Source organism: Pseudoalteromonas sp. TB25, assembly GCF_000497995.1.
Lineage (GTDB): Bacteria > Pseudomonadota > Gammaproteobacteria > Enterobacterales > Alteromonadaceae > Pseudoalteromonas > Pseudoalteromonas distincta.
This window is the reverse complement of record NZ_AUTI01000364.1, coordinates 1-15664: the sequence shown is the minus strand read 5'-3', so window position 1 is coordinate 15664 and position 15664 is coordinate 1. Positions and strand designations below refer to the sequence as shown.

Below are 15664 nucleotides of genomic sequence, written 5' to 3'. Positions count from 1 at the left end.
CTGCCGATACAGCCGCCCAGCGAGTGCTAAAAATAGTTTTAGTAATCTATCGCCAAAGCTTGGGGTTAGTTATCAGTACAATACAAATAACACGCTTTATGCGAACTTTTCTCGTGGTTACAGAGCGCCACAAGCGGCTGAGCTATACCAATTACAACGCGAGCAAACTACTGCAAATTTAAGCGCCGAAATAGCAAATAACGCAGAGCTTGGTATTAAAGGGATTTACGAAAAACTACGTTATGGCGTGTCGGTTTACGCTATGAGTAAACACAATACGATTTACCGCGATAGTGACTTTTTTACGGTAAATAATGGCAGCTCTCGCCATCGTGGTATTGAGCTTGAGCTTGACTACCAGCTCACTAAGTCGCTTGCACTTAACTTTGCAGGCACACACGCAAAGCATACTTATACTAACAACCAAATACTTAACGGTTTAAATATAAACGGCAACGACATAGATACCGCGCCGCGTAATATTGCTAATCTCGATTTAACATGGCAGGCATTAAACAACGCGCAATTTGCTTTGCAGTGGCACCGCGTTGGTAACTACTACACCGACCCAGAAAACTTAAATAAATACCAAGGGCATGATGTTTTAAGCTTGCGCGCTCAGTGGCAAGTTACTAATCACCTTGAAGTGCTTGCCCGCATTATTAACTTAACTGATGAGGCTTATGCGGAGCGCGCCGATTACACCAGTTTCACCGGTGACAGATACTTCCCGGGTAGGCCTCGTAACGCGATGCTTTCGGCAACTTACACGTGGTAGTGCTTATTTAAGGGCTAAGCTGATTTAAGTCGCTCATGTATTTCATGGGCGACTTTTTCATTACCTTTTTAAACATAGTAATAAAAGCACTCACCGACTCATACCCTAATAACTCCGACACCTGCTGCACACTTTGCTTATCAGAAAGCGCTTTTAAGGCTGTAATTATATGCAATTGCGTACGCCATTTTCCAAATGTCATGCCTGTTTCTTTTTTAATTAACCGCGCTAATGTGCGCTCAGTTAATGCAAACTGCTTAGCCCATTGTGGTAGTGTTTTTCGGTTGTTTGGCATATTTATAAGCTGATCGCTCATGGTTTGAATTACCTCGTTTTTAGATAATACAAAATCAAGTGGTTGTACGGGCATTTCAATAAGTTGATCAAATAACACCTGCGCTAAACGCGCTGTTTTACTATTTAAAGTATAGTGCTGATTATGCCCAGCCAACTCACACATTAGCTCTTTAACCAGCGGCGTAATAGCTAAAGTACAGGTATTTAGCGGCATACCGTTTTTACTACTATCAATAAATAAATGACAAAGCTGCGCGTTATCAGACGCCCTATTACTATGCACCTTTTGTGCTGGGATCCAAATTGCACTGTGCGTAGGCACCATCCACATTTTTGCCGACACTTCACACGTTACATAACCATGTAGCGCTAAAATTAATTGCCCTTTTGGATGGGTATGCAGTGGTATTTCGTGACTTGCATGGGCATGCTCTATTTTGGCTATTATGGGCTGCGCCATAGTTTCAAAATTTTTAATGTCGTCCCAGCCAATTGCATCAAACATAGTTTTGTCTGTTTTTAGTTATTTAATGTCATTATCTCTAAATTATAGTTTTTGCTAAGCCTTTATACTAGCGCCCATTAAGTATTAGCTTTAATGGTCTTCCCTTTTGTTAAATAACACACCTAAATCACGCTTTGCTGGCATATTACTTGTGCTTGGCATATTACTTATTGCCGCGAATTTACGCGCCACATTTACAGGTATTGCACCTGTGCTTGAACAAATTATTAATCACTTTGGGCTTAGCGCATCGCAAGCTGGTTTTTTAACAACATTGCCACTCATTGCCTTTGCGGTTGTATCGCCAATGGCCGCAACTCTTGCTAAAAAGCAAGGGTTAGAGCGCACCTTGTTTGTAGCTTTGTTATTTATACTTGCAGGGGTTGCAGCGCGGGTAATAAATACCTCAGCCATGCTTTTTGTGGGCACCGCTATTATTGGTGTGGGTATTGCCATTGCAAACGTATTATTACCAAGTTTAATTAAGCGTGACTTCCCTGCAAAGGTTGCGTTAATGACCTCAGCCTACGTGCTTACTATGGGCGTGGTATCGGGTGGGTTTTCTACTTTGGTATTTCCGCTGAGTCAGTTAAACGGATTAGGCTGGCAACTTGCGCTGGGCTCATCAGCCATTATTACTCTGGCGAGTATTATTGTATGGATGTCGCAATTAAGTAAGCACACAAAACCCGCGAGTATTGCTCAACACGCTAACACGTCAAAAAGTGTTTGGCGTTATTTACTAGCATGGCAAATTACCCTACTGCTGGGTTTAAACTCATTTTTAAATTATATAATTATTACGTGGTTACCAAGCATATTAACCGAAACCGGTCACTCAGCTACCCAAGCAGGTGCTTATCATGGTGCTTTTCAAATAGCGACTGCATTACCGGGTTTAATATTAATTCCGTTACTTGCCAAATTAAAAGATCAAAGCGCGCTTAGCTTTATTTTAGCCATGTTGAGTGCACTCAGTGCATTGGGACTGCTTTACATGCCTAGCTTTGCTTTTGTTTGGACCCTAATGCTGGGCTTTTGCTCTGGGGCATGTTTTATATTGGGGCTGTCGTTTATTAGTTTACGAACTGACGATTCGCAACAAGCAGCGTCGCTTTCAGGTATGTCGCAAAGCGTAGGTTATTTGCTCGCGGCTATTGGTCCTATGCTAGCTGGTGCATTACACACGACTACGGGAAGTTGGAGTGCGCCATTGTGGTTGTGCGCTATTGCCGGAGTACTGTGTGCTTTATGTGGTTTGGGCTGTGGTAAAAACACCACTTTAGCTAAATCAGCTAACTAGCTGCTGTAACCACGAAAATAAACCAGACGAAGGTTTACTACTCGCGTGCTTTTGCTCATAGCGTTTATTCGTTACTTCGCGCTGTTCACGGCGCTCTTGTGCTAAATTATCTTTTGCAGCAAAACGCAAGCGCTGCTCTTGAGTAAGCTCATCATTAAAACTAATGGCTGTTTTTTTCACTGCTCGGCTGCTTTTAGGTGAACTACACATATTATTCTCCAAATGACTGACTTATAAGTAGACAGTTATTTGGTTTAATAAATTTCAAACCGCTTACTAAAAAGTAATACTGATAACCCCAACTAACTAGTTTTGTGGGGTTGTATCAAACGCAGGTACTTCGTGTAAGCCGCTCAACCAGCTCAATGTTGATTTAGCCCAAATTTGTGCTGTTGGCGTAAACTGATCACGCTGATCAACCGCACCAATACGCAAGCCATATACACGGTCAGCTTTAGCTTCGTTAGTTGCATAAAGTGTTGTACCACATGTGCCACAAAAACCTTGCGCACGCTTGTTACCACTTTGCGCTGTTTTAACAAACTCTTTTGGCTCACTTTGGGTAAACACGACCGAATTTGGCTCTGCAATTATGACTGCTCTAAATGGGCCGCTCGACATACGTTGGCAATCGCTACAATGGCAAACAAGTGCGTTGTTATTTTGAGACTTTGCTTGGTATTTAATTTCACCACAGTAACAGCTTCCAGTAATTTCCATTATTTAAATCCTTAATGCTTATGAAGATTGAGTCGAGATATAAGACCGGAAATATCGATTCATTATTTTTAAAATATAAAAAAACTGCTCGCCGGTTCATTTGTATGTTCGGTTAGATTTTTAATTTTTGAGAGTGATTTTCAACGTTGAACAAGTGCTAAAAACATGATCCGATGTTTTAAATAAAACAGCAATACCACGTTAAGCTAATAGCGTAACGTGGTGTGTTTAAGCTATCTTTTATGTGCGTTCAAATAATCAACAGCTAACAGGCTAAGCGCCTTAGTGCCTACTTTAAACGATGATTCGTCGGCATAAAAATAAGGTGAGTGATTACTAGCCACTGTATTTAAATCTTGCTCACTTGGTGTGCCGCCTAAAAATACAAATACACTCGGCACTTCTAATGCGTAAAACGAAAAGTCTTCTGCGCCGGTTATTTTCCCATTTCAACTACGTTTTCATTACCTGCTGCTTTTTTAAGGCTAGGTAACATTTGCGCAGTTAACTTTGGGTTATTAATCGTTACCGGATAACCTTCGTGAATGTGTACCTCTGCAGTAGCACCTGACGATTTAGCAATGTGCGTGGCTGTGGTTTTTATTTTTTCAAATATTTGTGCTCGGTTATCCATATCAAAATTACGAATTGTACCTACCATTTCGACTTCTTCAGGAATAATATTATTACGTACCCCACCCGCTATCTTACCAAACGAGACAATAGCAGGCTCTTTGGTAATGTTGATTTGGCGACTAACAATATGATTTACGCCTGTTACTATTTGCGCAGCTGCGGCAATGGGGTCAACCCCAGTCCACGGTGCAGAACCGTGTGCCTGCTTGCCATGTACTGTTATTTCAAACCGGTCTGCACTGGCCATTGCAGGGCCACTTCTATAGCCAATTTTACCGCTGTGCAAACTAGATGTTATGTGTAACCCAAAAGCAGCCTCTGGTTTGTATTGTTTAAATATGCCTTCTTTAAGCATTAACTCAGCCCCCCCTCTTCCCCCTCAGGTGCGCCTTCTTTTGCAGGCTGAAATACAAACATAATATTACCGTGTAGCTCATCTTTCATGTTTGCAAGCACTTGTGCAGCGCCCATTAGCATAGCCACGTGCGTGTCGTGCCCACAAGCATGCATTATGCCTACATCTACACCACGGTAATTGGTGGTTTTAGTTGATTTAAAATCAACATCTGCTTTTTCAGTAACTGGCAGCACGTCCATATCTGCGCGTAGCATTACTGTCGGGCCAGGCTTTGCGCCTTTTAATAGCCCCACAACACCTGTATAAGCAATCCCTGTTTGTACTTCCATACCCAGCGACTTTAAGTACTTAGCGACAATACCTGCTGTGCGGGTTTCGCGATTTCCAAGCTCAGGGTTTTGATGAAAATCACGTCGCCAATCAATAACCTGCTGCTCTATCTTTTTAACTTGCTGATCAATGTTTGCATTGGCATTAAACGCACTAAGGGCAGCAAAGCCCAACGCTATTGAAATTAGTGATTTTTTCATCCTGTTTGTCCTTATTATATTTATTGGTTTTATAATATTGATGAGCACGAGCCCTTATGTATTATTGAGAACATAATTAGTTTGCTCTATAACCACTATTACTGAAGGCTCTACAATAATCAATCCCATTTAAGCTAGATGCTCAACTATGAAGGGCCACTTCACTTTTCACTGGTTTTATCTATTTTTAGTTTAAAGGTTTAGCGCTAATTAAGCCTACCACTTTTGCTTTTGTTGATTTAAAAATGCCACTAAATAGTCCACCAACGCACGGACAGTCGGGCTTAATAAACGTTGCGATGGGTAGAGTAAATTCACGGGTAATGGGCTTGGCACATAATTGCTATTCAAACTATATAATAAGAATAGCAATGCAGAACCTCCCCTTATGTTGGGGGTAATTATTTATACGCGTTAGCATTTTTAATGCTGTCAAAATCGTTAAAGCGCACGTTGTGCTGCGCCATTACTTTAAGTATTTTTTTACTTAGCATTTGGCGTAAATAAAACGGCTGATTTGGCACAAAATGATGGATGGTATGCGTTTTACCAAAGTTAAAACAAAATAAGTGAAACGGCATGAATAAACGACTCGTTAGCACATGAGTTTGTTCAAGCATGTTATTAACGCCACCATAGTAATGCATGCTTGAGGTAACAAAATTAAGCGAGCTTGAGCGAATAATATTAGGCACAATGAGCACAACCATTAAAAATTCAAACACATCCATTGTACTTAACAACCAACTAGGTGAATTTAGCGAAAGTGGTATAAATAAATCAACGATATGAAATACAATAACGCTATATAAAACAGCAAAATACGCAGTCGCTATCGGAAATCCCGCATTAAAAACACTCGAAAAACTAAAGCCATTAATTTCTTTTCTAAAACGTTTAGTAGAAATAATTAGCCCTAATAACCCATCTACAATAACTAGCGCACGTAAAAATGGATTTTTAATACCGTTTCCCACCAAGCGTTCTTCTAGGTCTTGTTGTGTGCCTGAGGTTTTGTGATGGTGTAAATGCATTTTACGTCGGTACCATGGGCTAATAGTATTTGGCCGCATTAACCATACTGCTAACATCATAAAGTTATGCATGAAAGGCTGATTGCTAAAGTATTGTTTATGTATAAGGTCGTGCTCTAACTCATGGGAAATAGACGCAGCAATAGCCGCAAGTACTATACATACCCAAGCAGGTACTAGGGCTAAATAATATAAAGCACCAACACCAATTAACGCGCTAAATGATAGCAATAAAATAATTAACCCTAAGGTATTTTGATGTGCAAGTAATGGGTGCTGTTGACGAAGTAATGCTTCTTCTGCCTTAATAGCTTTAACAATCGATTGAATGTTCTGTTTGGCACTTAATTGGGTCATAATTAATGTCTTAAAAACCTTGTTGTACAAATAATACCTGAATCAAGCGCAAAATCGGCATAAATCAGGAATAATTATTGTAATACGGCTAACTATTATCAATAGTTCAATTGCTCATTTATTCAATCGCATAACAATTTAATAGCACTCATAACCCAAAATATTCGCTTTATATATCGGCCCAAAAAGACTTAAAAAATTTACCGGTGGAGTCTCCTTGCTATAAACGATTAATTATCAATCAGTTGTTTATGCAAATAAAAGAAAAGGCTTGCCGCCCCCTCTTTTGTTTGTATAATGCGGATACAGAATAAGAGGTATATAAGTATCCTTTTTATTTTAAGTGGTTTTTCTTTATCTTTTTATGCTTAAAAGATTAAAGAAAAATTATGCCAGCGTGATGAAATTGGTAGACATGGGGGATTCAAAATCCCCTTCCGAAAGGAGTGCCGGTTCGAGTCCGGCCGCTGGTACCACTTTTGAACCTCAGCTAATTATTGGCTGAGGTTTTTTTATGCCTAAAATTTAACTAGTAATCTATACCAATTCGCTTTACTAAGTGAGCTACTTTTAGGTAAGAAAACCGTGTCGATAACAAGGCAAAACCTAGTTAAGCTGAAGCAAAAGCCACAAGCCTTCCATTGAAGCCATCAACGTAATTAGAAAGCTACATAAATCTAATTAGCATGCGAGTTATGCGTCTTGCTCTTGATTTGTTATATTCCCAATTCGATTATTTAACTCTTCGTTACTAACATCTTCTTTATGTGTACCAATGATCCATATATGACCAAATGGGTCTTGTAGCGTGCCGGCCCTATCACCATAAAACTGATCATGTACGGGTCTTATTTCTGTTGCACCAAGCTCAATTGCTTTTTTAAATACGGTATCAACATCTTCAACATAAAGCATAAGGCTTAGCGCTGTACCACCGAGCTCTTTTGGGTTTTTTAAATGCTCTTCAGAACCATTATCTGAAAGCATAATATGCGAATCACCAATTATTATTTCTGCATGTGCTATTCCACCATCAGGTAAAGGCATCTGCATTACGTGTTCAGCACTAAATGCATCACAATAAAAATCTATCGCTTTTTGTGCGTCATTCATAATTAGATAAGGTGTAACTGAATGAAACCCTTTTGGTATTGCTGAGACTGCCATAATATTCTCCTTTACTTACGCGGTGATTTTTAATATTTAATTAACTAAATATGCGTTTAATTACCCCTAAATTTAAGCTTAGCTCATACAAAAAATTGCGTTACTTTTCGAGGTTTAAACGCTTATGCCAAGCAGCAATACTTTCATCAGGGTATTCTTCAAACTGCTTGTCACTTTCATTAATGGGCGCATTTACCCAATTTGCTTTACTACCAAGCATTAAATGAGTGCGCTCTGGCGGTATGGGTAACTCACTATCTATTGCACCTGCAAAGGGGTGAACTTGCTCAGGCCAACGTGCATCGTATAACCACAAGTTAGCACTACAATGCTTACAAAAATGACGCTCTGCAGGGCTGATTTTATCGCCTATTTTTGCATGATAAATAGTTATGTGTTCACGCCCTGTAACCTCAAGCGTGCTGTATTGTGCGTTCAAATTAATAACAAACCCGCCGCCCCCTGCGGTTTTACGACATACAGAGCAATAGCATAAATTATAAGGATAAGGGTGTTTTGAGTTGACCGTAAATACCACTTTGCCACAGTGACAAGCGCCATTAAGCTTCATAATATATCCAATTTTATTGTTGGCTTGAACTAATACCTTAACTAGGTGAGCTAAAAAAACCACAACAATTACATGCTGTGGTTTTTTAATTATTGAGCTTACTAACGTTTCCAATATCTTAAATTACGTAATGTATTTATAAATTTATCGGCAGAGTGTGCCTCTAAATCAATCCAACCATCATCTGCTTTGTCATCGAGCCCTGCGGCTTTAAATAAAAGCTTAGCCTCTTGTGTGTAGCCTATGTATTTCATATGTGCATACGCATCGCTTACAAAGTCTTTAGCTTCTGCAATAGCAGCTAGTTTTTCGGCTCCCTCTTCAGTGGTGAGTACAAGTACCGCATCGTATAAAACCGATGGACCACCATTAATAACCTGATCAGCTTTAAAGTGCTTACCTTTACTGCATTTAGCACCGCCAACTTGTGGGGCAATAATTTCAAAGTTTGCGCCTTCACTTTTAAGTGCATTGGTAACCGATTCAAAGATGTCTGCATTAAAGCCATCACTTACTAAAATACCTAATTTACGGCCTTTGAAGGTGTTGGGCGCATTTTTCAAAATACTTAACGCATCAGATACAGGTAAGTCTTTACGTGTTGGCATAGCCGCTTCAGCTGGGTCTGGCATTTCTTGCAAGCCAAGTCCTTCGGCAACTTTATTTGCGAGGGTTTCGTCAATATTTAACAAGTGCGATACCAAACGCTCTCGTATTGGTAAATGCTCAACTTTAGAAAGCTCAAACACGTACGCAGATTGAATATGCGCCTGCTCTACCTCTGTTTGGCTTAAATAAAACTGACGAGCTTGACTGTAATGATCGTTGAATGTTTCTGAGCGATAACGCAGTTTATCACCGCCGCTTACTTCAGGTTCCTTTGAGCTTTTAAAGCCGTGTACTGGGCATTCGCGTGGGTTGTTTTCGTCGCCGCTCCATGAGTTTGGTTCGTAATTAACACGCCCTTTTGGATTATGCATTGCCATGTGGCCATCTTGCTGAAAATGACGCATTGGGCATTTAGGCGCATTGATCGGGATATGCGTAAAGTTAGGACCACCTAAACGCTTAGTTTGAGTATCTAAGTATGAAAAGTTACGACCTTGCAGTAGCGGGTCGGGTGTAAAATCGAGCCCTGGTACAATGTTTTGAGTACAAAATGCTACTTGCTCTGTTTCTGCAAAAAAGTTGTCTACAACACGGTCAAGCACCATACGGCCAACAATTTGCACTGGTACTTGCTCTTCAGGTATAAGCTTGGTGGCATCGAATACATCAAATTCAAATTCATCAGCAAATTGCTGATCAAACACCTGTACACCTAGCTCCCACTCTGGGAAGTCGCCGTTGCCAATAGATTTCCACATATCTCTGCGATGAAAATCAGGGTCTGCGCCATTTAATTTAAGCGCCTCGTTCCACACAACTGATTGCATGCCGCCTTTTGGTTTCCAGTGAAACTTAACGTATTTTTCATCACCTTTGGCATTAATAAATTTAAAGGTATGAACGCCAAAACCTTCCATAAAGCGTAAAGAGCGCGGAATAGCTCTATCAGACATTGCCCACATAACCATGTGCATTGACTCAGGCGATAAGCTCACAAAATCCCAAAAGTTATCATGTGCTGTTTGCGCTTGCGGAAAACCACGATCTGGCTCGGCTTTAGCTGAATGAACTAAGTCTGGAAACTTCATCGCATCCTGAATAAAGAATACCGGTATATTGTTACCCACTAAATCCCAGTTTCCTTCTTGGGTATAAAATTTTACCGCAAAACCACGTACATCACGTGCTAAATCTGGAGACCCTTTATTACCTGCAACTGTAGAGAAACGAGTAAATACTGGGGTTTTTTCACCTTTTCGCTGAAAAATATCTGCACAGGTTAAATCTTCAAGCGTGTCGTAAGTTTCAAAATATCCGTGTGCACCATAGCCTCTGGCGTGCACTACACGCTCAGGAATGCGTTCGTGATCAAAGTGAAAGATCTTCTCGCGCATTATGTGATCTTCTAATAATCCTGGGCCACGCTTTCCTGCACGTAATGAGTTTTGATCGTCACTTACAGGGCAGCCCTGCGCGGTGGTCATGGTAGGGTGTTCATCCGACGCTTTTTGATGCAATTCACCGCCATGCCCTTTATTACCTGCGTATTTAAATGATTCAGCCATGTTTAGTCCTTCATACAGTTTGATTTAATGGGTCAATAGTTTTTATGAGCTTTAAAGCTAAAAGCGACTATGCAAATGCAAAATAAAGACCAGCCATCCAACCTAGTAAAAAAGGGCTGTACAGATAACAATGTAGTATTTGAGGTGATTTATAAAAGAAAAGGTTACACAGGTATGTAACTTTTTCACACAAAAAAAGAGCACTTAAAAGTGCTCTTAGGTTTATGCATTTTTAAATTTAATTAATCTTTGCTTTCGTTAACTAAAATAACTTTACGATGTGGGAAAGGTATTTCAATGTTGTTTTCATCAAGTGCTTTTTTAATTAACTCTGGCACCGTGTAAAGAATATCGAAGTAATGCTCGCCCTTACAAAATGGCCTTACTAAAAAGTCTACTGAGCTGTTGTTAAGTGTTTCTACTTCAACAAAAGGAGCTGGATCTTTTAATATGTGTGGGTGCGCTGCAAGTACGGCATCTATAACTTTACGTACAGCCGTTGTATCTTCACCGTAAGCAACACCAAAACGCATATCAACACCACGAATTGGATGATGTGAATGGTTTATAATTTGCGCGCCCCAAATTTGACTATTTGGTATAATAACCTGTTGGTTATCGAACGTTTGTAAAATAGTAGTAAACATATCTACTTCTGTTACTTTACCAAAACGCCCTGCAGCCTCAATAAAGTCACTCACTTTATAAGGTCTAAATATTAGCAACATAACGCCTGCGGCAAGGTTCGACATTGCCCCTTGTAACGCCAAGCCTATAGCAAGTCCCGCAGCACCGAGTAAAGCAATAATAGAGGCTGTTTGTACACCAAAGCGATTTAACACAGCAATAATAACGAACGCTAATATGATGTATCGAGCCATGCTGCCTAAAAAGCGAAAAAGCGTGTCATCAAGATGAGTGTATTTATGACACAAGCCAATAATTAAATTGCGTACTTTGCCCGCTAACCATAAGCCCGCAAGTAAAATTGCAATTGCTAGTAATATGTTGGTTGCCCACGTAATTGCAGCGGGTAAATATTGATTAATATCAATGTTGTTTATTATGTCTTCCATTATTTTTCCTGTTTTAAAAACTTTTAACTAATTTTAGCTAGTTTTGCTATACCACGCGCAACAGTTTAACAAAAAATTAACCAAAGTACGAATATAGGTTCAGTTTTACATGTATAAGCACTTTGAAGGAGGGATTTCTTAACTACTGCTTTTAAAACTATGGATTAATAAAATATAATTTTAAGCCCTATTTAGCACCAATATTTAATTAAAGATTATACCTAGTAATATCTTGCTATAACGCAGTTTCGCTCATATAGTCAGCAAATTATTACACCCTATTTTGAACACCTTTGTTTATGAAATCTTCTGCTCCTGCTAGTGATTTTGGTACTTTATTAGGTTATGCACCTGGTAATGTTGCTGTTTACTCATCTGATTATGATACGGCTGACGAAAGCATTTATCCTAATCGTAGCGCCTATCGTAGTTACCTTGATGGCATTTACATGGGCTATAAATGGCAATGCGTTGAGTTTGCCCGTAGATGGATGTACCTCAACCATGGTTATATTTTTGATGACATAGCCATGGCTTACGATATTTTTGAGCTGCGTTCAGTGCGCGATGTAAATAGCCAAAACAGATTGCCACTAAACGCTTTTAAAAATGGTGCTAAACATCACCCTCAAGTAGGTAGTTTACTTATTTGGGAAGAAGGCGGCGAATTTGAAGAAACAGGCCATGTTGCTGTCGTTGTTGAAGTGCACGAAGATAAAATACGCCTTGCTGAGCAAAATGTAGGGCATCAAATATGGCCAACAAATCAAAACTGGTGCCGAGAACTAAAAGCAAAAGTAACTAAAGATGGCGACTATTGGATTGAGTGCTCTTACAGCGACGCCACTATTTTAGGCTGGATGACACAAACTGATGAAACAGAATATGCTGAGCCAACGTCTGAGCTAAACACTGATTTATTTATTATAGAAGCCCATAAAGCAGTAGATACAGGCCAAGCAAACAAGTCATGGTTAAATATTGCGAATGACGATGAAGCTGCCTACGTAGAAATGATGCAAGGCCATAAACTTACATCAGTAGATGAAGATCAGCATAATTACTTTGCAATATCTCAAACGGCGCAGCAAAGCATTGAGCATGCAACAAATGAGCTGCATGGCTTATTTATGCATGCAACCGACTATGTATTGCAGCACCCTGAGTTATTAAAAAAGTTTAATTTACCCGATGTTGTGCTTAATAAAATTCGCCAATCGTGGGATAACCGCTTAAACCAATTAATAACCAGCCGATTTGACTTTGCCTTAACAGCAGCAGGTTTAAAAGTTTACGAATACAATTGCGATTCGGCATCGTGTTACATGGAAAGCGGCAAAGTTCAGGGAAAGTGGGCAAAACACTTTGGTGTTAAAGCAGGTGTAGATGCAGGCCAAAATTTATTTAAAGATCTCGTAAAAGCATGGCGTAAAAGTGAAGTAAAAGGTCTTGTTCATATTCTGCAAGATGATGAACCAGAAGAACATTACCACGCATTATTTATGAAAGAAGCTATTGAAGCCGCTGGCTTTGAATGTAAGTTAGTAATTGGCTTAAGCACACTTAGCTGGAATGAGTCAGGCAACATAGTAGATGCAGATGGCGCACAACTGAGTTATGTATGGAAAACCTGGTCGTGGGAAACCGCACTTGATCAAATTCGTGAAGAGTGTGAAGCCGACCAATCATTAGGTGATAACTTTGAACCACAATTCAAAGCTGGTGAAACGCCGCGCTTAGTCGATGTATTACTGCGTAAAAATGTCATGGTGTTTGAACCGCTGTGGACATTAATTCCAAGTAACAAGGCTATTTTGCCAATACTGTGGAGCTTATTCCCTAATCATAAGTATTTACTTAATACTGCGTTTGAGCTTAACGACGAGTTATTACAAACCGGATATGTAGTTAAACCAATAGTGGGACGCTGTGGCGCTAATATTCAACTCGTTGATGAGCAGCAGCAAGTTATAGAAAAAACAATGGGGCACTTTGCCGAGCAAGACCAAATATACCAACAGCTATTTGCATTGCCTAAAGTAGATGATTACTTTGTACAAATATGTAGTTTTACAGCCGCCGGAAAATACTCTGGTGGTGGCGTACGCGTTGATAAAAGCATGATTATAAACGGCCATAGCGATTGTATGGCGCTGCGTATTAAATAATAAACAATACTAAGCCCGCAATTTGCTGCGGGCTTAAGTTTGTGTAGCCCTTCCCTCTTTTAAGTTTTATAGCTATCTCAAGCGAGTTACTCCTGATAGAGTAAATTTATTAAACACCACAAATTAAGGTATTTCATGGCGAATCAATTTAATGTACTCGGCACACGCTTAAAACTATGTTGCGGTAATGGTGGCTACACACGTGAAGGGTTTTGTTATGTACCAGAATCAGATCTTGGCAATCACAGTGTGTGTGCAATTATGACTGATGAGTTTTTACAATTTTCAAAATCACAAGGTAACGATTTAATAACCCCGAACCCTCTTTACGATTTTGAAGGTTTAAAAGCCGGTGATAAATGGTGCTTGTGTGCGCTAAGATGGCTTCATGCTATTTCAGCAAACGTTGCGCCACCAGTGGTACTTGAGGCTACAAATAAAAAATCATTAGAAATAGTGCCGCTCGATGTTTTAAAAGCGCACGAATACATAGCCAACGTTTAAATACACCTAAGAGTAACTAAATCGAAGTCTGCATATTTTACAAATATATGCAGGCTTTTCAAAAACCCAATCTCCTCTGCAGCCTTAAAAACCTTAATTTAAAATATAACCACTTGTTTTTAAATTACTTTTTAAATAAATCAACTTACGGCATAGCAGTTGCTTTATTAAGCTTAAGTCACGCTCATCACGCAACACATTATATGAGCAACACATTAGTTAAGTAGGAGAAATTATGAGTAACAATAACGAATCAAACAAAACAACTAAATTTACCGCGCCAGGTATGAGTGACGAATCAGCCCAAAAAACAATAGCTACCCTCGATAACCGCATGGTTGCATTGATAGACTTACAACTAACTTTAAAACATATTCATTGGAATGTAGTGGGACCAAACTTTATTGGCGTACACGAAATGATAGACCCGCAAGTAGACATTGTACGCGAAATGACAGATACAATTGCAGAGCGAATTGCGACACTTGGTGCAGTACCTGTTGGCACACCAAAATCAATTGTAGATCGCCGTACTTGGGACGAATACTCTGTAGGCAAAGGTTTAGTAACCGAACATTTGGCTGCGCTTGATAAAGTATATAACGGCGTTAATGCCGATCACCGTAAAGCAATTGAGACTCTTTCTGAGCTAGATCCGGTCTCTGAAGATATGATCACCAGCCAACTAGCCGATTTAGAGCAATTTCAGTGGTTCATACGAGCACATTTAGAATCATCTACAGGCGAATTACAGAGCTAATACATCTAAAGTAAGAAAGCCCAGCATTATTATGCTGGGCTTTTTTTTGCGTAAAAATCTATTTATCGCTACCTAGTGTATCGCCCCCACCCCAGCTAGTACAAAATCAATATAAAAACAATAGAAAATTGGTATTACCAAAATGATTTTTAATTATTTTAACCTCTCCACTATTTCGCAAATTTATAAATCATTTAGAACTTTTAATGGTCGCTCTTCGAAGTCAATATCACTTAAAAAGTAAACTAAACACGTATAAAAGTACGCATAAAATTTAAAAATAGTACTAACAAATGTATTAAATAGTACAAATAATATATAAAAATGCCTTTGGTAAAGATACTTCAATAAAATTCATTCAAAATACAAAAAAATAAAAACACACTATAAGCCTTTAAATTTATTAAATATAAGCAAAATAAAAGAGGTTTTTGTAATACACATTGTGAAATTTTGGTAAACAAAGGTTGTAAATAAAGTTGAATTGGATTAATTTCAACCATACCACCTGTATGACACACTACAGGAAAGAAACCGTTAAATTGGTTAACCAAACCAGGTAACAACACACACAATGACGCAAGTCGTACCCAAACGGGAGAGATACATGAAACTCAATCAAATTACTTCAACATTAATTAATAAGCATAAAAGAAGTAGCTCTACAGCAATCAGTGCCGCAGCCCTTTTACTAATGGCTTCTTCAAATATTGCAGCGCAAGAGGC

13 protein-coding genes, 1 tRNA gene and 1 pseudogene are annotated in these 15664 nt (G+C 39.3%); 6 read left to right on the top strand and 9 right to left on the bottom strand.

The annotated features are described in order from the left end of the window. A partial coding sequence (locus tag L652_RS0115475) for a TonB-dependent receptor (protein ID WP_024603540.1) occupies nucleotides 1-778 on the top strand: 778 nt, incomplete at its 5' end. Nucleotides 779-785: 7 nt separating this feature from the next. Here L652_RS0115475 and L652_RS0115470 read toward each other — a convergent pair. After that, nucleotides 786-1580, bottom strand: a complete 795-nt coding sequence (locus L652_RS0115470; RefSeq protein ID WP_024595446.1) for a helix-turn-helix transcriptional regulator — start codon at nucleotides 1578-1580, stop codon at nucleotides 786-788. Nucleotides 1581-1686: 106 nt separating this feature from the next. Between L652_RS0115470 and L652_RS0115465 the strand changes: the two genes are divergently transcribed. Then, complete coding sequence (locus tag L652_RS0115465; protein WP_024595445.1) at nucleotides 1687-2883, top strand: MFS transporter; 1197 nt, start codon at nucleotides 1687-1689, stop codon at nucleotides 2881-2883. Here the strand turns inward: L652_RS0115465 and L652_RS0115460 are convergent. From L652_RS0115460 to L652_RS0115445, 4 genes and pseudogenes are all read right to left on the bottom strand, one after another. Continuing rightward, complete coding sequence (locus tag L652_RS0115460; RefSeq protein WP_024595444.1) at nucleotides 2872-3093, bottom strand: hypothetical protein; 222 nt, start codon at nucleotides 3091-3093, stop codon at nucleotides 2872-2874. The genes L652_RS0115465 and L652_RS0115460 overlap by 12 nt on opposite strands. A 96-nt stretch (nucleotides 3094-3189) precedes the next feature. Continuing rightward, nucleotides 3190-3603, bottom strand: coding sequence for a GFA family protein (locus L652_RS0115455; RefSeq protein ID WP_024595443.1), 414 nt, complete (start codon nucleotides 3601-3603; stop codon nucleotides 3190-3192). Between the two features lie 233 nt (nucleotides 3604-3836). Further along, nucleotides 3837-5127: pseudogene (locus L652_RS01000000123940) on the bottom strand (amidohydrolase). Between the two features lie 401 nt (nucleotides 5128-5528). Then, nucleotides 5529-6518 carry a fatty acid desaturase gene (locus tag L652_RS0115445; protein WP_024595442.1) on the bottom strand — a complete coding sequence of 330 codons (990 nt, stop codon included), beginning with the start codon at nucleotides 6516-6518 and terminating at the stop codon, nucleotides 5529-5531. A 391-nt stretch (nucleotides 6519-6909) separates the two neighbouring features. On the opposite strand from L652_RS0115445, the gene L652_RS0115440 reads away from it, so the two are divergent. After that, nucleotides 6910-6994, top strand: a tRNA-Leu gene (locus tag L652_RS0115440). Between the two features lie 217 nt (nucleotides 6995-7211). On the opposite strand, the gene L652_RS0115435 is transcribed toward L652_RS0115440, so the two are convergent. The 4 genes from L652_RS0115435 to L652_RS0115415 all read right to left on the bottom strand — a co-directional run bounded on the left by L652_RS0115435 (nucleotide 7212) and on the right by L652_RS0115415 (nucleotide 11506). Beyond that, on the bottom strand, nucleotides 7212-7685 hold the full coding sequence (locus L652_RS0115435; RefSeq protein ID WP_024595441.1) for a VOC family protein: 474 nt from the start codon (nucleotides 7683-7685) through the stop codon (nucleotides 7212-7214). 100 nt (nucleotides 7686-7785) lie between these two features. Further along, nucleotides 7786-8256, bottom strand: coding sequence for a GFA family protein (locus L652_RS0115430; protein ID WP_024595440.1), 471 nt, complete (start codon nucleotides 8254-8256; stop codon nucleotides 7786-7788). 101 nt (nucleotides 8257-8357) lie between these two features. After that, entirely contained in the window at nucleotides 8358-10430 is a 2073-nt protein-coding gene (locus L652_RS0115425) for a catalase (RefSeq protein WP_024595439.1), read from the bottom strand. 242 nt (nucleotides 10431-10672) lie between these two features. Then, a complete protein-coding gene (locus tag L652_RS0115415) occupies nucleotides 10673-11506 on the bottom strand; it encodes a mechanosensitive ion channel domain-containing protein (RefSeq protein WP_024595438.1) in 834 nt (277 codons plus the stop codon). Between the two features lie 299 nt (nucleotides 11507-11805). On the opposite strand from L652_RS0115415, the gene gss reads away from it, so the two are divergent. The 3 genes from gss to dps all read left to right on the top strand — a co-directional run bounded on the left by gss (nucleotide 11806) and on the right by dps (nucleotide 14938). Next, the gene (gene gss, locus L652_RS0115410) at nucleotides 11806-13674 is read left to right on the top strand and encodes a bifunctional glutathionylspermidine amidase/synthase (RefSeq protein WP_024595437.1); all 1869 of its coding nucleotides are present in this window, start codon (nucleotides 11806-11808) and stop codon (nucleotides 13672-13674) included. A gap of 135 nt (nucleotides 13675-13809) precedes the next feature. Then, on the top strand, nucleotides 13810-14178 hold the full coding sequence (locus L652_RS0115405; RefSeq protein ID WP_024595436.1) for a DUF2237 domain-containing protein: 369 nt from the start codon (nucleotides 13810-13812) through the stop codon (nucleotides 14176-14178). A 235-nt stretch (nucleotides 14179-14413) separates the two neighbouring features. Next, nucleotides 14414-14938, top strand: a complete 525-nt coding sequence (gene dps / locus L652_RS0115400; protein ID WP_024595435.1) for a DNA starvation/stationary phase protection protein Dps — start codon at nucleotides 14414-14416, stop codon at nucleotides 14936-14938. Nucleotides 14939-15664: the final 726 nt, after the last annotated feature.